Origin of the sequence: Anaeromyxobacter paludicola (assembly GCF_023169965.1) — a bacterium.
Taxonomy (GTDB): Bacteria; Myxococcota; Myxococcia; order Myxococcales; family Anaeromyxobacteraceae; genus Anaeromyxobacter_B; species Anaeromyxobacter_B paludicola.
This window is the reverse complement of record NZ_AP025592.1, coordinates 1,506,448-1,525,278: the sequence shown is the minus strand read 5'-3', so window position 1 is coordinate 1,525,278 and position 18,831 is coordinate 1,506,448. Positions and strand designations below refer to the sequence as shown.

Below are 18,831 nucleotides of genomic sequence, written 5' to 3'. Positions count from 1 at the left end.
CGTTGCCTTTCGCGGTCGCGGGTGCAACCCTGCGCCCCCGAGGAGGATCCCGTGAGCAGCCCCCCGCCGGCAGAGGACGGCAAGCGCCCCGCCGGCGCCGACTGGACCGGTCGCGCCTGGCGGGCGCTCCTGCTCGTGCTGGTGGCGGCCGCGGCCGGCTGGTTCCTCACGCCGGGGACCGGCCTCTCGCGCCTCCCCGGGCACGACGCCCTCGGCAGCCTCGCCACCGCCACCGTGCGGGCGACCCGCGACTACGACCTCCAGGACCCGGAGGCGACCGCCCGGCTGCGCGCCGAGGCGGCCGAGGACTCGCGGGCGGTCTTCGACCTCGACGAGGGGGCGCTCGAGTCGAGCGCGGCCCGGGTGCGCGCCGCCTTCCGGCTCATGCGCGCCGCCATGGCCGAGTCCCCCGGCCGCCCCGGCGCCATCGCGCTCGCGGCGGCCCGCAGCCTCTTCGAGGCGCGCCTCGGCGCGCCGGTGCGCGAGGCCGACTTCCAGACCCTCTGGAGCGCGCGCTTCGCCGAGCCGCTCGAGCGCGAGGCGGTGGGGCTCGTCGCCCGCGGGCTCTCCGGCATGGTGCTCGCCGACGGCGAGCGGGCCGTCGCCGGGCGGGAGCAGGGGATCGTGGTCCGCTCGCTCCGGGGCGGCGTCTCCGAGGGCGAGCACGTCATCTCGGACCTCGGGCTGGTCCGCGACCTCTCGCAGGCCCGGGCCGACGTGGAGCGGGCCGGCGCCGCGCTGCCGCGCCAGGAGCCGGCGGAGGTGCGGGCCGCGCTCCTGCGCCTCGCGGCCGACTCGGTCCGCCCCACGCTCGCCTACGACCACGCCGAGACGGTGGCGCGCCAGCGCGACGCCGCCGCGCGCGTGAAGCCGGTCATCGTCTCGGTGAAGCGCGGCGAGCGGATCCTGGGGGAGGGGGAGCGGATCGAGCCGCGGCACCTCGTCCTGCTCGACGGCATCCGCGCCCAGACCCGGCAGCTCGACCTGCTCCGCGGCCGGGCCGGCGGCGCCGCCGTGACCGCGCTCGTGGCGCTCCTGCTCTGGGCGTTCGGCCGGGCGGCGCTGCCCGGGTTCCGCCCCGGCGGCAAGGACGCCCTGCTGCTCGCCACCCTGCTCGCCGGGACGGTGGCGCTCACGAGCGGCGGCTTCGCGCTCGCCGAGGCGCTGCACGACCGCTTCAGCGGCGTGGCGGTGACCACCCTCTACGAGCTCGTGCCGGTGGCGGCGGGCGTGCTCCTGGTGCGCGCGGTGCTCCCGGCCGAGGCGGCGCTGCTCTTCGCGGTCGCGGCGGCGGCCGTGGCCGGGCTCGGGGCCGGCAACTCGCTCTACTTCGAGGTGAAGACGCTCCTCGGCGCCCTCGCCGCCTGCATCCTCGCGCCGCAGGTGGCGCGGCGGGGCGCGCTCCTGCGGGCCGGGCTCGCGGTCGGGCTCGTCGGCGCGCTGCTCGCGGTCGGCTTCCGGCTGCTGGCGGGCCGCACCCTCGCCGAGGCGGCCCCGGCCGCCGGGGCGGCCCTGCTCGGCGGCACGCTGGTGCTCCCGGCGGTGGTGCTGGTGCTCGCGCCGGCGCTCGAGTCGGTCTTCGGCTACGTCACCGACGCCCGGCTGCTCGAGCTCGCCAACCTCAACCACCCCGCGCTGAAGGAGCTCATCGTGCAGGCGCCGGGGACCTACCACCACTCGGTGGTGATGGGCGCGCTCGTGGAGTCGGCGGCGCAGGCCATCGGCGCCAACCCCCTCCTGGCGAGGGTCTGCGCCTACTACCACGACCTCGGGAAGATAAGGAACCCGCTCTACTTCGCCGAGAACCAGCGCAGCGAGAACAAGCACGTGGGGCTCGCGCCGACCATGAGCGCCCTCATCCTGAAGCGCCACGTGACCGACGGGCTCGAGCTGGTGCGCCAGTACAAGCTGCCGAGGGTGGTGGCCGACGTCATCCCGCAGCACCACGGGACGCGGCTCATCACCTACTTCTGGGTCCGGCAGCAGGGGCTGGCGCGCGAGGAGGCGGGCAAGCCCGACGGCGCCCGCGCCGGCTGGGAGGAGGAGAGCCTCTTCCGCTACGGCGGGCCGCGCCCGCAGACCCGTGAGGCCGCGCTGGTGATGATCGCCGACGCCTGCGAGGCCTCCGCCCGCGCCCTCGCCGAGCCCACGCCCGAGGCGCTGCGCGGGCTCGTGAAGAAGCGGATCGACGAGATCTTCGGCGACGGGCAGCTCGACGAGTGCAGCCTCACCCTGAAGGACCTCTCCCTCATCGCGGCCGCCATGGTCCGCGGGCTGGAGGCGGTCTACCACAGCCGCCCGGAGTACCCGGGCAAGAGCGGCCGCGAGCCCGCGCAGCTCTCGCTCGTGTCCGGCAAGGTCCAGCCCTGATGGTCCGCGTTCGCAACGATCACCGCCGCGGCGACGCCGCGGCGCGGCGGCTCGCACGGAAGGCGCGCCGCTTCCTCGGCGCCCTCGGCCGCGACGGCGCCGAGCTCTCGATCCTGGTCTGCTCCGACGCCGCCATCCGCCGGCTCAACCGCGAGTGGCGCGGGAAGGACCGGCCGACCGACGTCCTCAGCTTCCCGCTCACCGAGCCCGCCGGCGCCGGGCCCTGGCTCGGCGACGTGGTGGTCTCGCTCGACACCGCCGAGCGGCGCGCCGCCCAGGACGGGCGGCCGCTCGGCGCGGAGCTCGACCGCTACCTGGCGCACGGGATCCTGCACCTGCTCGGCCACGACCACGAGCGCCCCCGCGACGCGGCCCGGATGGCCGAGGCGGAGGAGGCGCTGCTGCGGGGGGAGGGGATGGTGGCCGCGGCCGGCGCGGCCTCGCGCCAGCCCGCGCGCTCCGCGGCGCCCCCCAGCTCCCAGCGGTCCCCGGCGGCACCCCCTCCCCGCCCGGCGGGGAGGGCCGGAGAGGGGCGATCCGCGGCCTCCCGGCGCGCCCGGAGCCCCCGCCGATGAGCTGGCCCCGCTCCCTCGCGCTCTGCGTCGCCTCGGGCCTCCTCCTCGCGCTCGCGCTGCCGCTCGCGATCCCCTTCGTCTCGCTCCACGAGCTCGATCCCGCCGGCCACCTCGAGTGGCTCGCCTGGGTGGGGCTCGTCCCCGCGCTCTTCGCCCTGCAGCGCGCCCCCGGCTGGAAGAGCGCCTTCGCGCTCGGCCTCGCCGCCGGCCTCGCCTACTTCTACGCCGCCATCTGGTGGGTCAACCACGCGATGACGTCCTTCGGCGGCGTGCCGCTCCCGACCGCGCTCGCCGGCCTGTCGCTGCTCGTCCTCTACATGGCGTTCCACTGGGCGCTCGCCTTCGCCCTGGCCCGCGCCATCGGCGCCCGGCTGCGGTGGCCGCTCTGGGCGGTGCTGCCGCCGGTCTGGGTCGCCGCCGAGCTCTCGCGCAACTACCTCTTCACCGGCTTCCCCTGGGCCAACCTCGGGTACCTGCAGGCGCGCCACCCGCTGCCCTCGCAGCTCGCCGCCCTCGGCGGCGTGTACCTCGTCGCCGCGCTCCTGGTCCTCGTGAACGGCGTCGTCCACGCGCTGCTGGAGGCTCGGCTGGCGCGCCGCCCGGTGCCCTGGCGCGTCGCCGGCGCCGGCGCCGCCGCCGTGGCGCTCTCGCTCGGCTGGGGCGCCGTCCACCTCCGCCAGGTCCGCGCCGCCGCGGCCGCCGCCCCGAAGCTCAAGGTCGGCCTGGTGCAGGGGAACGTGAACCAGTCGGTGAAGAACGAGATGCGGCAGCACGGGAGCTTCATCCTCGGACGGTTCCTGCCGCTCACCGCCGAGGCCGACCGCCGCGGGGCCGACCTCGTCGCCTGGCCCGAGGCGAGCTTCCCGTGGCTCGTCTCGCCCGAGCTCGGGACGTTCGAGCTCCCGACGCTCCGGTTCCCGAGGCTGACGCACGCCCACCTCCTGCTCGGCGCGGTGACGAGCGGCACGGTGGTGAAGGAGGACGGCCGCCGCGAGCTCGTCGGCGGCAACAGCGTCTTCCTCGCCGGCCCCGACCTGAAGGTGCTCGGCCGTTACCAGAAGCACCACCTCGTCCCCTTCGGCGAGTACGTGCCGCTCCAGGAGTACCTGCCGTTCATCCGCCAGGTGGTGCCGCCCATGGTGCCGCAGGTCCCCGGCGCGCAGCTCCGGACGCTGTCGTACCGGGGCGCCGAGGGCGAGGTGCGGATCGCGCCGATGATCTGCTTCGACGCCATCTTCCCGGAGGTGAGCGTCGCCCTCGCGCGGCAGCGGCCCGACCTGCTCGTGAACCCGACCAACGACGCCTGGTACGGCTACTCCTCCGGCCCCTACCAGTTCCTCGCCATCGTCCGCCTGCGCGCCATCGAGACCATGCGCGCCGTGGCGCGCCCCGCCTACGCCGGCGTGAGCGCGCTCGTGCTCCCCACCGGCGAGCTCGCCCCCGGCGCCATCGACCTCGGCCCGGTGGACCCCGACCTCGCGCCCGATCCCGAGGAGCCCGCGAGGCTGCTCGTGGGGGAGGTGCCGCGCATGTCCGGCGAGACCCTCTACACGCGGACCGGCGACGTGTTCGCCTACGCCTGCGTCGCCTTCACCCTGGCCGGGCTCGCCACGCTCGCGATGCGGCGGCGCGAGCGGAGCGCCGCGCCCCACCCGGCGCGCGCGCCGGGCCCGTAACTTTCCTCCGGCCGCGGTCCGTGGCGGTAGACTCCCCCCGTGCCGTCCCGCCCGCACCACGTCCTGCTCGTCCCCGGCTTCTTCGGCTTCGCGAACCTCGGCGACTTCGCCTACTTCGCCCACGTCCGGGACTACCTCGCCGAGATCGGCCCCCGCGCCGGGCTCACCGGCGAGCTGCGGGTGGTCCGCACCGTGCCGACCGCGTCGCTGCGCAAGCGGGCCGCGCTGGTGGCCGAGACCATCGACGAGGTGCTCGACCTCGCCGACGGGGACGTGACCCTCGTCGGCCACTCGAGCGGCGGCCTCGACGCGCGCCTGGTGGTGACGCCCCAGGTGTCGCTGCCCACCCCGGCCGACGTGGAGCGGTGCGCGCGCGCGGTGCGGGCCGTGGTCACCGTCTCGACCCCGCACTACGGCACCCCGCTGGCGCACCTCTTCAACAGCCTCCTCGGCCAGCAGCTGCTCCACCTGCTCTCGCTCAGCACCATCTACAGCCTGCGCGCCGGCCGGCTCCCGCTGCGCGTGGCGCTCAAGTTCGCGGCGCTCCTGCGCGGGCGCGGCGCGCGGCCGTCGGGCGTCATCGACCAGCTCGTGATGCAGCTCCTCGCCGACTTCTCGCTCGACCGCCGGGAGGCCATCGAGGAGTTCTTCCGGAACGTGGGCCAGGACCAGGACCTCGTCGCCCAGATCACGCCCGCCGGGATGGACCTCTTCAACGCCTCGACCGAGGACCGGCCGGGGGTGGCCTACGGCTGCGTGGTGACCCGCGGCCGGAAGCCCGGGCTGCGCTCGGCGATGAAGGCCGGGCTCGACGGCTACGCCCAGGCGACCCACGCGCTCTACGTCGCGCTGTACCGGCTCGCCTCGCGGGGCGCGCCGGGCCGGGGGCCGAGGCTCGACCGCGCCCACGCCGCCATGCTGCGCCAGGCCTTCGGCCGGATCCCCGACTCCCGCGCCAACGACGGCATCGTGCCGACCCTGTCGCAGGTCTGGGGGGAGATGGTGGGAGCGGTCTGGGCCGACCACCACGACGTCATCGGCCACTTCCACCGGCCCACCCACGTGCCCCCGCACTTCGACTGGGTGGCCTCCGGGACCGGCTTCGATCGGCCGCAGTTCGAGGCGATCTGGCGCGAGGTGGCCCGCTTCGCCGCGCGGGCCGCCCGGGCGCCGCGGTAGCGCGCCGGCGCCTTGCCACGCGACCCGGCGGAGGGTATGGAGGTCGCCATGGCCGCACCCACCACCGAGCTCCTCCAGGACCTCACGAGCCGTCTCGACGGGCTCCGGGGGTCCCTTTGACGTCGAGCGCAAGCGGTCGCGCGCCGCCGAGCTGACCCGGCTCGCCGAGGACCCGGCGCTCTGGTCCGACAACGCCAAGGCGCAGGCGCTCCTCAAGGAGAAGGCGCAGCTCGAGGCCGCGGTCGGGGCCTTCGACCGGGTGGCCCGCGGGCTCGACGACGCCCGCGCCCTCCACGATCTCGCCGAGGAGGCCGACGACGAGGCCACCCGCGCCGAGGCGGCCGGGGCGGCCGGGGCGATGGTGAGGCAGGTCGAGTCGCTGGAGTTCGAGAAGATGCTCTCCGGGCCGCACGACCGGGCCGGGGCCATCGTCGAGGTGAAGAGCGGCGCCGGGGGCATCGAGGCCATGGACTGGGCCGCGATGCTCTACCGGATGTACACGCGTTACTGCGAGCGGAAGGGCTGGGAGGTCGAGCCGGCCGATCTGGTCGCGGGCGAGGAGGCCGGCATCTCCTCCGCCTCGTTCATCGCCCGCGGCGACCACGCCTACGGCTTCCTCAAGGCCGAGAAGGGCGTGCACCGGCTGGTGCGCATCAGCCCCTTCGACCAGGCGGCGCGCCGCCAGACCAGCTTCGCGGCCGTGGACGTGACCCCCGAGATCGAGGACGACATCGTCATCGACATCAAGGAGGCCGACGTCCGCATCGACACCTACCGGTCCTCCGGCGCCGGCGGCCAGAAGGTGAACAAGACCGACTCCGCCGTCCGCATCACCCACCTGCCCACCGGCATCGTGGTGGCGATGCAGAACGAGCGCAGCCAGCAGAAGAACCGCTCCATGGCCTGGAAGATCCTCCGCTCGCGGCTCTACGAGCACGAGGAGAAGAAGCGGCAGGCGGCCCTCGACGCGGTCGAGGCGCAGAAGAAGGACATCAACTTCGGCTCGCAGATCCGCAGCTACGTCCTCGCGCCGTACCGGCTGGTGAAGGACCTGCGGAGCGGGATCGAGACCGGCAAGGTGGAGGACGTCCTCGACGGCGACCTCGACCAGTTCGTCTACCCGTACCTGCTCGGCGTGCGCCGCACCGACCGGAGCGTGGACGAGTAGCGGCCGGCGGGCCGCCTCAGCGGTCCGCGCCGACCAGGATCGGCTGCCGCGCCAGCGTGAAGCGGTCGATCGCCTCGACCGCCCACCCCGGGAGCCCCTCGAGGCGCACCCCGCAGCCGGAGGGCTGGCGGCCGGTGGTCGCCCCCTTCTCGCGCACGAAGGCGACCTCGCCCTCGAGGTCGAGCTTGCGCCCGTCGGCGAGCCCGAGCCGGACCTGGAGCCGGGTGCCCACCGGCGGCGGGAGCTGGGTGGCGATGAAGACCCCACCCGAGTCGACCCGGCGCGTCGTCCCCACGAAGAAGTTGTGGTCCGACACCAGGCTCACGTTCACCTCGACGCGCGTGACCCGGGGGCGCGGGGCCTCCCCGAGCAGCTCCTCCTCGATCAGCGCCGAGAGGTCCACGGCGCGCCGGGGCGCGGGGCGCTCGGGCGGCGGCGCGTCCGGCTCCTCGAGGGCGAGCGCCTCCGCGGGCCAGGGCGCGGCGTGGGCAGGCGCCGCCGGGGCGGGGAAGCGCGGCGCCGGGCGCGCGGCGCCGCCGTCCAGGAGCGCCAGCGGGCGCGCCAGCAGGTCCGCGCGGGCGTAGGCCCGCTCCGCGCCGGCGACCGCCGCGAGCGGCTCGACCACCTCGCGCGACGGCGCCACCAGGACCACCCGCACGCCCACCCGGGCCGCGCTGGCGGCGGTGGTGAGGGCGCCGCCCCAGGCCGCGTCGGGCGACGCCGGCAGCATGAGCACGACGAGGTGCGGCGCCGCCGCCCGGAGGAACAGGTCGAGCTCCGCCGGGGCGGGCACGGCGTAGACCGCGTGGCCCGCCCGCGCCAGGTGCAGGTGCAGCGCGGCCGCCAGCTCCGGATCGGCGCCGACCGCGAGCACCCGCAGGCTGGAGGAGGCGCCGGCCATCAGGCTCCGCGGCCCCCGGCCTCGATGAGGAGGCGGCGCTCGAGGTCGGCCCGGACGGTGGCGTTGGAGAGCGCGGTGTCGAGCGAGATCCGCTTCGCCTCGTGGAGCTTGTACAGGTACTGGTCGAAGGAGTGCATGCCGAGGTCCGCCCCGGCGGTCTCCATGTAGTGGCGCAGCTCCTCCATCTTGGCGCCGCTCCGGATGGCCTCGCGGACGGTGCTGGTCGCGAGCAGGGCCTCCACGGCGGGGATGAGCCCGTTCGCGTCGGAGCGGACGAGGAGCCTGAGCGCCAGCACCGCCTGCAGGTTCTCGGCGAGCCGGGCCCGGACCGTCTCCTGCTCCTCCGCCGGGAAGAGCCCCACCACGCGGCCGACGGCGCGCGGGACGTCCGGGGTGTGGAGGGAGCTGATGACGAGGTGCCCCGTCTCGGCCGCCTTGAGGCAGATGTCCACCGACTCCCGATCCCGCAGCTCGCCGACCATGATGAGGTCGGGGTCCTGCCGGAGCGCCGCCTTGAGCGCGTCGGCGTAGCTCGCGGTGTCGGTGCCCACCTCGCGCTGGATGACGAGCCCCTTCGCCGAGCTGAAGACGAACTCGATCGGGTCCTCCACGGTGACGACGTGGAGCCGCTCCTGCTGGATGATGTGGTGGATGATCGCGGCGATGGTGGTGGACTTGCCGTTGCCGGTGGCGCCGGTGACGAGCACCAGCCCGCGGCGTGCGTCGGCGATGGTCCGGACCACCTGGGGCAGGTTGAGCGTGGAGAAGTCGGGGATGGAGAAGGGGATGGTGCGCAGGATGGCGCCCCAGCTGCCGCGCTGCTTGAAGATGCTGGCGCGGAAGCGCGAGACCCCCGGGATGGCGTAGCTGCGATCCACCTCGCGAAAGTCGAGCGGCGTGAACCCGGCCCCCGGCGCGGACAGGAGGTAGCCGGCGATCGCCTCGGTGTCCGCCTCGGTGAGCGGCGGGTACTTGGCGCTCAGCAGATCGCCGAACACGCGGTAGGTGGGCGGGTAGCCGACCTCGAAGTGGACGTCGCTCGCCTGCCGCTTCACGGCCAGCTGCAGGAACGAGTGGAACGTCTCCTGGCTCAGGGGCCCTTGCGTCTGTCCGTCCATGGCGACCACGAGTCTAGCGCGGCGGGCCTTCGCTCGGCCAACGGCATCTTCGCGTGCCGGTCCCTAGCTTTCGAGGGTGCGGATCGCCCTCGTCTCGACGCCCTTCGTCCCCGTGCCCCCGAGGACCTATGGCGGGACCGAACTGGTCGTGGGCGAGCTGGCGCGCGGGCTGTCGCGGGCGGGCCACGAGGTCACCCTGTTCGCCACGGGGGACTCGCGCGGCCCCGACGTCCGCTACGCCTTCGAGCGGCCGGTCTGGCCGCCAGACCCCCACGCCGAGCTCCTCCACTGCGCCCACGCCGCCCGCGAGATCGCGGCCGGGGACTTCGACCTCGTGCACGCCCACAGCCCCGCGCTCCTGGCCTTCGCCGAGCAGCTCGGGGCCCCGCTCGTCTACACGCTCCACCACGTCCGGGAGGAGCGGCTCTCCCGCTACTACGGCTGGCGCCCGTCCGTCCGCTACGTCGCCATCTCCCGCCGGCAGGCCGAGCTCGAGACGGGGCTCGCCTGCGACGTCGTCCACCACGGGCTCGACCCGTCGCTCTACCGCCCGATCGCCCTCGAGCCGGCGGGTGGCCGCCCCTTCGCCTTCTTCCTCGGGCGGCTGGCCTGGTGCAAGGGGCCGGAGCTGGCGGTCGAGGCCGCCGGCCGGGCCGGGCTCGAGCTGATCGTCGCCGGCAAGCCCCACGGCGCGGACAACCCGCCCGGCTGGGAGGAGGAGGTGCTGCGCCCCGCGCTGGCGCGGCCGGGCGTGCGCTGGATCGGCCCGGCGGATCTGGCGGCGAAGCGGCGCGCCTTCGCCGGCGCGCGGGCGCTGCTGGCGCCGCTCCGGTGGGAGGAGCCGTTCGGCCTCTTCCTGGTGGAGGCGATGCTGGCCGGCTGCCCGGTGCTGGCCTACCCGCGCGGCGCCGCGCCCGAGCTGGTGGACGACGGCGTGACCGGCTACCTGGTGGACGGGGTCGAGGAGATGGCCCGCGCCCTGGCCCGCCTCGAGCGCTTCGACCGGGCGGCCTGCCGCCGGCGGGCCCTGGAGCGGTTCTCCTCGGACCGGATGATCAGGGACTACCTCGCCGTGTACGCGAGCGCCCGGGCGGCGGCGCGGGCCGGGGTGGCCGGCGCCGCCGCCGGGACCACCGAGGCGATCTGACGCCGCCGGAGGCGAGGACCATGGGCGAGCCAGCGCGCACCGAACCGGCGGAGCTCCTCGGCTACACCGACCCCTCGGCGCGGCCCGAGGCCACCGGGGTCGAGAAGCTGGTGCTGAAGCGGGGCAACCTCTTCCTCGTCGCGAACCGGCTCGGCGACCTCTCGCCCTTCGGCGTGCGCGATCTCGGGCTCTTCCTCACCGACACCCGCCACCTCTCCGGGTGGCGGCTCACGGTGCAGGGCGGACCGCCGCTCTGCCTCTCCACCCAGGTCTCCACCGACTACGTCGCCCAGGTGGACTTCACCGTGACCAGCCTGCACCAGGGCGATCTCCTCGGGGCCGAGCCGGTCAACTACGTCCACCTGCGCCGCGACCAGCTCATCGACGAGGCCTTCGTGGACCGGTTCGTCCTCACGAACTTCCTCGGGCGGCCCATCGACTACTGGATCGAGCTCGCCTGGGCCGCCGACTTCGCCGACGTGTTCGAGATCCGCGGCGCGCGCCGGCTGCGGCGGGGGACCTTCGAGGCCCCGGAGGTGACGGCCCCCGGCGTGGTGCGGCTGCGTTACGAAGGCACCGACCGCCGGGCCTACCTGACCGAGGTCCACGTCGAGGGCGCCCGCGACGAGGGGCCGGTGGCCCTGGAGCGGCTCGACGGCGCGGGGGCGCGCGTCACCTTCCACCTCGAGCCGGGCGAGCACCGGGAGGTCACCTTCGCCGTGCTGGCCGGGCAGGGCGGGGCACCGCCGCGCCCGCCGCGCCCGTACCCGGAGCTGGCCCGCGCCTCGCGGGAGGACTACGGCCGATGGGCCGAGAGCTGCACCCGGTTCCGCTCCTCGAACGACCTCTTCGACCTGGCGCTCGCGCAGGGGGTGGCGGACCTGAAGGCGCTGAAGGTGTTCCACTTCGGCCAGCCGGTCATCTCGGCCGGGATCCCCTGGTACACCTGCCCGTTCGGCCGCGACGCGCTCATCACCGGCTTCCAGGCCCTGCTCGCGACGCCGCAGGTGGCCTGCCACGCGCTGCAGTTCCTGGCCCGGCTGCAGGGGACCCGGGACGATCCGTCGCGCGACGAGGAGCCGGGCAAGATCCCCCACGAGATCCGGTTCGGCGAGATGGCGCGCGCCGGGGAGGTGCCGCACACGCCGTACTACGGCTCCGTGGACGCGACCCCGCTCTTCCTCGTGCTCCTCACCGAGTACGAGCTCTGGACGGGCGACCGCGCCACCGTGGACGCGCTCCTCCCCGCGGCCGAGGCGGCGGTGGGCTGGATCGAGCGGCAGCTCGAGGCGGGCGGCGGCTTCATCGCCTACGAGCGGCGCACGCCGCGCGGCCTGCGCAACCAGGGCTGGAAGGACAGCTCCGACGGCGTCCCCTTCGCCGCCGGCACGCCGGCGGAGCCGCCCATCTCGCTCGTGGAGGTCCAGGGCTACGCGGTGGACGCGCTGCGCCGCATGGCCCGCCTGTACCGGCGCCGGGGGAACGTGGACGAGGCGACCCGGCTCGCCGCCCGCTCGCGCCGGCTGGCGCAGCGCATCGAGGAGCGGTTCTGGATGCCGTCCCGGGGGACCTACGCCATCGCGCTCGACCGCGACGGGCGGCAGGTGGACGCGATCACGAGCAACCCCGGCCACCTCCTCTTCTCCCGCGCGCTCTCCCGGGAGCGGGCGGACCAGGTGGCGGCCTCGCTGCTCTCGGAAGGGATGTGGAGCGGGTGGGGCATCCGGACCCTGGCGCGCGACCAGCGCGCCTACAACCCGCTCAGCTACCACAACGGCACCATCTGGCCGCACGACAACTCGATGGCGGCCTTCGGCCTCGCCTGCTTCGGGCGGACCGCCGAGGCGGTGCGGGTGCTCGACGGGCTCTGGGAGGCGGCGCAGCACTTCCGCCACCTGCGCCTCCCCGAGCTCTTCTGCGGCCTCGACCGGGCGGGGCAGGCGTTCCCGGTCCACTACCCGGTGGCGTGCTCGCCGCAGGCCTGGGCGAGCGGGGCCTTCTTCCTGCTCCTGCGCGGCGCCCTCGGCGTCTTCCCCGACGCCCCCCGGCACGCGCTCCACATCTCCTCGCCGCGGCTCCCGGAGTGGCTCGACGAGCTCACGCTCCAGGGGCTGCGCGTGGGGCGGGCGCGGGCCGACCTGCGCTTCACCCGGAGCGGCGGCGGGACCTTCGTCGCGGTGACCAACGTCACCGGTGGACCGCTGCACGTCCGGATCGACCTGCTGCGCTGAGCGCCGGTGGAGCGACCGCGGGGAGTCCCTTCACGCGCCGAGCGCCGCGGCCGGGCGCTCACTCCGCCGGGAAGCGGCGCCGCAGCCGCGCGGCGACGCGGGCCAGGTCCTCTCGCGCCTTCACCGGCTCGAACCGGCTCGCGCCCGGGTCGTCTCGCGGCACCTCGACGAAGGCGACCGGGAGCACCGGCCGGCCGTCGGGGCGGGCGAGGGTGGTCACCTCGGCGGTGACCTGCTCGAGCTGGAGCACGCGCCGCCCGCCCACCGTCTTCTCGACCGCCCGCCACGGGAGCGTGAACGGCTCGTCGAGCAGCGGCGCCAGCTCGAAGAGGAGGTTGTTGGTCGAGATGAGCGGGTGGGCGGTCGGATCGACCTTCTCCAGGAGGAGCAGCCGCCCGCCGGCCCGGACCGGCGCCGCGCCCGCGTCGAGCCCGCCGCACGGCGAGCGGCGCCGCGTCACCTCCACCGTCATGGCTCGCCCGAGCGACAGGTGCACCCCCACCACCCGCGCGTCCACCGTGGCGGCGAGGTTGTCCACGTTGCTGAAGCAGAGGTGGCGCACCCCTCGCCGCCGCAGCGCCTCGCCCGCGCCGCTCTCCCGGAGGGCCCTGAAGAAGTCGCCGTGGCCGGCCGGCGCGAGCGAGGGCGCCCCGCCGGCGTCCCGGACGACCTCGCCCTCCGGCGTGACCCGGGGGAGCATGCGCTGCGTGAAGAGCACGACCTCCCCGTGCGCGCCGCGCCGCGCGAGGTGCGCCGCGATGGCGGCGTGGGTGAGGGGCGAGGTCATCACCGCCACGGGGACGCGGCCGCCCGCCCGTCGCGCCGCCCGCCGCGCGTCCTCCAGCTTCAGATCGAGGAAGGTCCGGCCGCCCAGCACCGGGACGAGGGCCTTCACACAGCCGCCGAAGCGGGTGCCGGCGCCGCCGGCGACGACGACGCAGCCGACCTCGCCGCGGGCGATCGCGGCCTCTCCCATCCGCCGGACGCGCGCCTCCTCGGGCGAGCCGGACCCCGGCAGCGCGGCCAGGTCCCCGGGCCGGAGCGGCTCGGGGCCGAGGGCGCCCGGCGAGGGGGGCTCGGCGCGCGCCCGGCGCACCAGCTCGGCGAGCGCCGCGAACGGCTCGGGCTCGCCGGCGCCCCACGCGCCGGAAGGCTGGATCTCGCAGGCTTCCATGCGAGAAAAGCTGGCCGGGCGCCGTTCGGGAGGCAACGCCCGGCCCCGCCGCGACGCTGGCGGCCGAGCGCCTGCTCCGCTATGAACGCAGGGTGATCGCGACCGTGGAGAGCGCGCGCCAGGGGCTCGAGGCGGCGGGGTACCTCGCCTCGCGCGAGATCGCCACCGCCGTCTTCCTCGCGGAGGGGCTCGACAAGCCGCTGCTGGTGGAGGGGCCGGCGGGCGTGGGCAAGACCGAGCTCGCCCGCGCCTTCGCCGCCGCGGCCGGGCGCCGCTTCCTCCGGCTGCAGTGCTACGAGGGGCTCGACGAGGCCAAGGCCCTCTACGAGTGGGAGTACGCGAAGCAGCTCCTCTACACCCAGCTCCTGCGCGACCGGATCGGCGACGCGCTCGGCGGGGCGGCGAGCCTCTCCGAGGCGGCCGACCGGCTCGCGGCCGAGGGCAACGTCTTCTTCAGCGAGCGCTTCCTCGTGCCGCGCCCCATCCTGCAGGCGGTGACGAGCGAGGCCCCGGCGCTCCTCCTCGTGGACGAGGTGGACAAGGCCGATCCGGAGTTCGAGGCCTTCCTCCTGGAGGTGCTCGCCGAGGGGGCGGTGACCGTCCCGGAGCTCGGCACCTTCCGCGCGCGCCACCCGCCGCGGGTGGTGCTCACCTCGAACGCGGCCCGCGACCTCTCCGACGCCTTGCGCCGGCGCTGCCTCCACCTGCACATCGACTACCCCACGCTCGAGCGCGAGCTCGCCATCCTCCGGGCGCGGGCCCCCGAGGCCCGGGAGGCGCTGGCGCGGCAGGTGGTCGCCGCGGTGGCCCGGGTGCGCCGGCTCGACCTGCGCAAGCCGCCCTCGATCGCCGAGACGCTCGACTGGGTGCGCGGGCTGGTCCTGCTCGGGGCCGAGGCGCTCGACCCGGCCGTCGCGGGCGAGACGCTCTCGCTGCTCCTCAAGCACGAGACCGACGCCGAGCGCGTGCGCGGAGAGCTGCGGCAGATCGTCGAGGGCTGACCGGCGGCGCGCCACCACGACGGTCGTGGGGGCGCTCGCTCGCCCGGGGGCTCGACGAGGGGCAGGCGCCCGAGCCCGCCCGCGTGCCTAGATTGCCGGCTGGACGGCAGGAGGGTGCGCAGCGACGGCCCTCCCGCCCCGCGGAGGGGCAGGCGGCGCGATGGACTCCAGACGCGTTCTCATCGTCGAGCCGGACGCCGCGGCGGCGCGCCAGCTCGCGGCCATCGCCGCCGCCGAGGGCTGTGAGCCGGCGCGGGCGACGACCGCCGCCGAGGCGGAGGCGGCCCTCGCCCGGGACGCCGCCGACCTCTTGCTCCTGCGGGCGGAGCTGCCCGACCGGAGCGGGTTCGGGCTCTGCGCCGCGCTCCGGCGCGACGCGCGCACCGCCGAGCTCCCGATCGTGCTGCTCTCGTCGGAGGCGCCGGCCGAGGCGATCGCCGCGCACGCGCGCGGCCCGGCCGCCGCCGACGCCTACCTGGGCCTCCCGCTCGAGCCGGGGGACCTCGCGGCGCTGCTCCGGCGGCTGCTCGGGGCGCCCCCCGCCGACGACGCACCGGGCGCCGACCTCCGGGAGCTGCTGCAGCGGCTCTCCGAGGAGCGGGCCCGCTTCGCCGAGCGCGAGCGCGAGCACGCCGCGGCGCTCGAGCGGCTCATGCTCGAGAAGCTCGCCCTGGATCGGGCCCTCCGCGAGGCGGAGGCGCGCCGCGGCCGGGAGCTCGCGGAGGCCGCGGACGGGCGCCGCGCGCTGGAGGCGGCGCTGGTCGAGGCCCGCGAGGGCGGGGAGCGGGCGCGCGCGGCGGAGGCGCGCGAGCGGATGGGGCAGGGCGCCGCGCTCGCCGAGGCGGAGGAGCGGGCGGCGCGGCTCGCGGCCGAGCTGGAGGCGAGGGGCGCGGAGCTCGCGGAGGCGCGCGCGCGCGCCGAGGCGCTCGCCGCCGGGCAGGGCCGCCTCCTCGAGGAGGCGGAGCGGCGCGCCCGGGAGGCCGAGGGCGCGGCGCGGGCGGCCGACGCGGCGCTCGCGGAGGCCCGGCGCGAGGCCCGGGCCGCCGAGGAGGGGGCGGCGAGCGCGCGGGCGGAGCGCCAGGCCCGCGAGGCCGCGCTCGAGGAGGAGCTCCGCCGCGAGCGCGAGGCGGCGGCCGCGCGGGAGGCGGACCGGGCGGCGCGGCTGCAGGACTCGGAGCGGGGGAGGGCGGCGGCCGAGGAGGCCCGGCGCGCGGCGGAGGCGGGCGCGGAGGCGGCGCTGGAGCGGGCCGGGCGCGCCGAGGCGGCGCTCGCCGAGCTGGAGGAGCGGGCGCGGTCGGCGGGCGCGGAGCTGACGGGCGCGCGCGAGCAGCTCGAGGCGCGCGCCGCCGAGCTCGCCCGGGCGCTGGCCCGCCGCGCCGAGGAGGTGGGGGCGCTGCAGGCCGAGGTGGAGCAGGGCGCCCGCGAGCGGCGGCGCGTCGAGGCGGAGCTCAGGTCGGCGCTGGCGGGGGCCGGCGCCGAGGCGGCGCGGCAGCGGGAGGAGGCGGCCCGGCGGGCGCGCGAGCTCGAGGCCCGGGCGGCGCAGGCCTCGGCGGGCGAGCAGGAGGCCTCGCGGGCCCTGGAGCAGGCCCGGGCCGGCCTGGAGCGGGAGCGGGGCGGGCGGGCGGCGGAGCGGGCCGCGCACGCGGCGAGCCTGGAGGCGGAGCGGACGCGCGCCGGCGAGCTGGCGCGGGAGCGGGACGCCGCGGCGGCCGCGCTCTGCGCCCTCGAGGACGAGCGGCAGGCCCAGGCCGCGCGCGAGGCGGAGCTCCGCGCCGCCGCCGAGGCGGAGCGCGGGCGGGCCGGCGCGCTCGCCGCGGCGCTGCGCGACGCGGAGGAGCGCCGCCGCGCGCTCGAGGAGCGGGTGGCCGCGGCGGCCGGGCAGCTCGCGGCCCTCACGCGCCACGCCGAGGCGGCGCGCGCCCGGGCCGAGCAGGCGGAGGCGGCGGCCGGGGAGCTCCGCGCCCGGGTGGGCGAGCTCGAGGCGGCGCGCGAGGCCGAGCGGCGCCGGGCCGAGGGGCTCGCGCCCGCGGCGGCGCGCGCGCGCGAGGCGGAGAGCGAGCTCGCGGACCTGAAGGCGGCGCTCGAGGGCGCCTCGCTCGAGGCGGAGCGGGCGCGCGCCGCCTCCGGGGAGGCGCTCGCGGCGGCGGCCCGCGACGCGGAGGAGCTGCGGGCGGCGCTGCTCCAGGCCACCTCGGCGGCCGAGGACGGCCGCGCCCAGGCGGCGGCCGCCGTCCAGCGCGGGCGCGAGCTCGAGGCCCGGCTCGCCGCGGCCGCCAAGGAGCGGGCCCGGCTCTCGGCGGCGCTCGAGGCCGAGGCGGGCGCCCGGCGCGAGGCGGAGGCCGCGCTCGGGGCCCGCGACGAGGCGGCCGCGCTGGCGCAGTCCGAGCGCGAGGAGGAGCTCCTGGCGGAGCTGGCGCGCAAGACCGACGCGCTCGCCGAGCTCGACCGCGTCGTGCGGGCCGAGGGGGGCGAGCGGGGCCGGCGCGAGGAGGCGCTCCGGCGCGACCTCGCGGAGGCGGCCGAGGCGCGCGCGGTGGCGGAGCGGCGGGCCGAGGCGCTCGCGGCCGAGGCGGCCGCCGCGGCGCGGGCCTCGGCCGAGCGGCTGGAGGCGACCCGCGGCGAGGCCGAGAAGGGGCGGGCCTCCCTCGAGGCGCGGGTCGCGGCGCTCCAGTCGCGCCTCGCGGCCGCCGAGGCGGCGCGGGCCGCCGATCGGGCCGAGCTCGGGCGCGCGGCCCAGGCGGCGGAGGCGCGGGCGGCGGCGCTGGCCGAGCGCGAGGCGCGGCTGGCGGGCGAGCGGGAGCGGGCCGCCGCCGAGCTCGCCGCGCGCGCCGAGCGGGGCGAGGCCCGGGCGCGCGAGGCCGAGGAGCGGCTGCGGGCGCTCGGGGAGGAGCTCGAGGGCGTGCGGGCGGCGCGGGACGCGCGCGAGCGCGAGGCCGAGGCGCTCGTCGAGGCGGAGCGCGCCCGGCGGGAGCAGGCCGAGCGGGAGGCGGCCGGGCGGGCGGCGGCGGCCGAGGCGCGCGCGGCCGAGGCGGAGCGGCGGGCGGCGCTCGCGGCGCGGACCGGGGACGAGGCCGCCGCGCGGGCGCGCGCCGCCCTCGAGCAGGCCCGGGAGCGGGCGCGGGAGGAGCTGGCGCGGCGCGACGCGGCGCGGGCCGAGGAGGCGGAGCGGCTCCAGGCGGCGCTGCAGGACAAGGCCCGGCGGCTGCGCCTCGCCGAGCTCGAGCTGGAGCGCGCCCGGCGCGGCGGCCCGGAGCCCGACGTGAACCGGGCGGTGGAGGTCCCCTAGCCGCCGGCGGCGGCCTGCTCGGAGCCGAGCGCGTGCTCGAGCAGCCGCGCGTGGGAGATGGCCATCGCCGCCTGGCTCGCGACCGACTGCAGGAGCTGCAGCTCCTCCGCCGAGAAGCCGTCGAGCACCGGGCGGAAGAGGTCGAGCACCCCCACGCACTCGCCCTTGTAGAGCATCGGCAGCGCCACCAGCGAGCCCTGCGAGTCGGCCACCCGCGACCCCTGCAGCCGCGAGTCCCGGGCGGTGTCCCGCACCAGCACGAGCTCGCGGGAGACGGCGGCCGCCTGGGCCACGCCCTCGCCCGGCGGGAGGCGCGTCCCCGTGATCTCGGCCCGCACGCCGTAGCTCTCCGCCGCCACGAGGTCCCCCGAGCCCTCGGCCAGGAAGATGACGAAGCGCTCGTAGCCGAGCGCCTGCCCCAGGTGATCCACCACGTAGCGGAGCAGCTCGTCGAGCCGCAGCGTCGAGGCGAGGGTGCGCCCCAGGTCGTGGAGGAGGGTGAGCTCGTTGAGGCGCGCCTCGAGCCTTCGGTTCGTGTCGTCGAGGAGCCGGTGCTGGGCCTCGAGCTCGCGCTTCAGCGCCACCTCGCGCTGGAGGAAGTCCATGGCCCGCGCGTCGTCGAGCCGGAGCGCGTGCAGGTCGGTGATGGCGGCGAGCATGGCGTTGTACCGCTCGGCGAGCTGGCCGAGCTCGTCCCGGCTCGCCACCGGCATGCGGAAGAGGAAATCGCCCTCCTCGGCCCGGCGCATGCCGGCGGCCAGGCTCCGCAGGGGCCGCTCGACCAGGAGCCGCACCGCGAGGAAGTGGGCCGCCGACATGGCGAGCGCGAGCACGGCCACGGCCGCGAGCACGGCCTCCGCGAGGTGGGGCGAGAGGTGGGCGGTCTCGGCGCGCAGCCAGAGGAGCCCGGCGCCGGCGATGACGGCCGAGGGCAGGCCGACGGCGAGGAGGAGCTTCCTGCCGATGGACTTCTCGATGAAGGCGTTCATGGGTCGCGAGCGCGAA

Annotated in this window: 13 protein-coding genes; 9 read left to right on the top strand and 4 right to left on the bottom strand. The window is 77.2% G+C overall.

Translation table 11 applies throughout. The features are described 5' to 3' along the window. The first annotated feature begins 51 nt into the window (after nucleotides 1-51). The 5 genes from AMPC_RS07155 (at nucleotide 52) to prfB (ending at nucleotide 6,968) form a co-directional block, all read left to right on the top strand. Nucleotides 52-2,370: an HD family phosphohydrolase gene (locus tag AMPC_RS07155; protein WP_248345461.1), complete on the top strand. Its 2,319-nt coding sequence runs from the start codon at nucleotides 52-54 to the stop codon at nucleotides 2,368-2,370. Beyond that, complete coding sequence (gene ybeY / locus AMPC_RS20575) at nucleotides 2,370-2,945, top strand: rRNA maturation RNase YbeY (RefSeq protein WP_248345460.1); 576 nt, start codon at nucleotides 2,370-2,372, stop codon at nucleotides 2,943-2,945. The genes AMPC_RS07155 and ybeY overlap by 1 nt, the downstream gene beginning before the upstream one ends. Next, on the top strand, nucleotides 2,942-4,621 hold the full coding sequence (lnt, locus tag AMPC_RS07145) for an apolipoprotein N-acyltransferase (RefSeq protein ID WP_248345459.1): 1,680 nt from the start codon (nucleotides 2,942-2,944) through the stop codon (nucleotides 4,619-4,621). Before ybeY ends, lnt begins: the two co-directional genes overlap by 4 nt. A gap of 39 nt (nucleotides 4,622-4,660) precedes the next feature. Beyond that, nucleotides 4,661-5,800 (top strand): esterase/lipase family protein, encoded by a 1,140-nt coding sequence (locus tag AMPC_RS07140; RefSeq protein ID WP_248345458.1) that lies wholly within the window; start codon nucleotides 4,661-4,663, stop codon nucleotides 5,798-5,800. A 48-nt stretch (nucleotides 5,801-5,848) separates the two neighbouring features. Continuing rightward, nucleotides 5,849-6,968, top strand: a protein-coding gene (gene prfB / locus AMPC_RS07135) for a peptide chain release factor 2 (RefSeq protein WP_248345457.1) whose coding sequence is annotated in 2 segments (ribosomal slippage) — nucleotides 5,849-5,917 and nucleotides 5,919-6,968 — 1,119 coding nt in all. Because the reading frame shifts where the segments join, the coding sequence is not laid out codon by codon here. A 16-nt stretch (nucleotides 6,969-6,984) separates the two neighbouring features. Here the strand turns inward: prfB and AMPC_RS07130 are convergent. Then, entirely contained in the window at nucleotides 6,985-7,869 is an 885-nt protein-coding gene (locus AMPC_RS07130) for a PilZ domain-containing protein (protein ID WP_248345456.1), read from the bottom strand. Beyond that, the gene (locus AMPC_RS07125; RefSeq protein ID WP_248345455.1) at nucleotides 7,869-8,987 is read right to left on the bottom strand and encodes a type IV pilus twitching motility protein PilT; all 1,119 of its coding nucleotides are present in this window, start codon (nucleotides 8,985-8,987) and stop codon (nucleotides 7,869-7,871) included. Before AMPC_RS07125 ends, AMPC_RS07130 begins: the two co-directional genes overlap by 1 nt. Before the next feature lie 76 nt (nucleotides 8,988-9,063). On the opposite strand from AMPC_RS07125, the gene AMPC_RS07120 reads away from it, so the two are divergent. Both AMPC_RS07120 and AMPC_RS07115 read left to right on the top strand, forming a co-directional pair. Then, entirely contained in the window at nucleotides 9,064-10,134 is a 1,071-nt protein-coding gene (locus tag AMPC_RS07120) for a glycosyltransferase family 4 protein (RefSeq protein ID WP_248345454.1), read from the top strand. Between the two features lie 20 nt (nucleotides 10,135-10,154). Beyond that, nucleotides 10,155-12,365 (top strand): amylo-alpha-1,6-glucosidase, encoded by a 2,211-nt coding sequence (locus AMPC_RS07115; RefSeq protein ID WP_248345453.1) that lies wholly within the window; start codon nucleotides 10,155-10,157, stop codon nucleotides 12,363-12,365. A 58-nt stretch (nucleotides 12,366-12,423) separates the two neighbouring features. On the opposite strand, the gene AMPC_RS07110 is transcribed toward AMPC_RS07115, so the two are convergent. Further along, complete coding sequence (locus tag AMPC_RS07110; RefSeq protein WP_248345452.1) at nucleotides 12,424-13,539, bottom strand: UTP--glucose-1-phosphate uridylyltransferase; 1,116 nt, start codon at nucleotides 13,537-13,539, stop codon at nucleotides 12,424-12,426. A gap of 92 nt (nucleotides 13,540-13,631) precedes the next feature. Between AMPC_RS07110 and AMPC_RS07105 the strand changes: the two genes are divergently transcribed. Together AMPC_RS07105 and AMPC_RS07100 are read left to right on the top strand one after the other, a co-directional pair. Then, complete coding sequence (locus AMPC_RS07105; protein WP_248345451.1) at nucleotides 13,632-14,540, top strand: AAA family ATPase; 909 nt, start codon at nucleotides 13,632-13,634, stop codon at nucleotides 14,538-14,540. Nucleotides 14,541-14,700: 160 nt separating this feature from the next. Then, complete coding sequence (locus AMPC_RS07100; protein WP_248345450.1) at nucleotides 14,701-17,826, top strand: response regulator; 3,126 nt, start codon at nucleotides 14,701-14,703, stop codon at nucleotides 17,824-17,826. On the opposite strand, the gene AMPC_RS07095 is transcribed toward AMPC_RS07100, so the two are convergent. Further along, complete coding sequence (locus tag AMPC_RS07095; RefSeq protein WP_248345449.1) at nucleotides 17,823-18,815, bottom strand: GAF domain-containing protein; 993 nt, start codon at nucleotides 18,813-18,815, stop codon at nucleotides 17,823-17,825. The genes AMPC_RS07100 and AMPC_RS07095 overlap by 4 nt on opposite strands. Nucleotides 18,816-18,831: the final 16 nt, after the last annotated feature.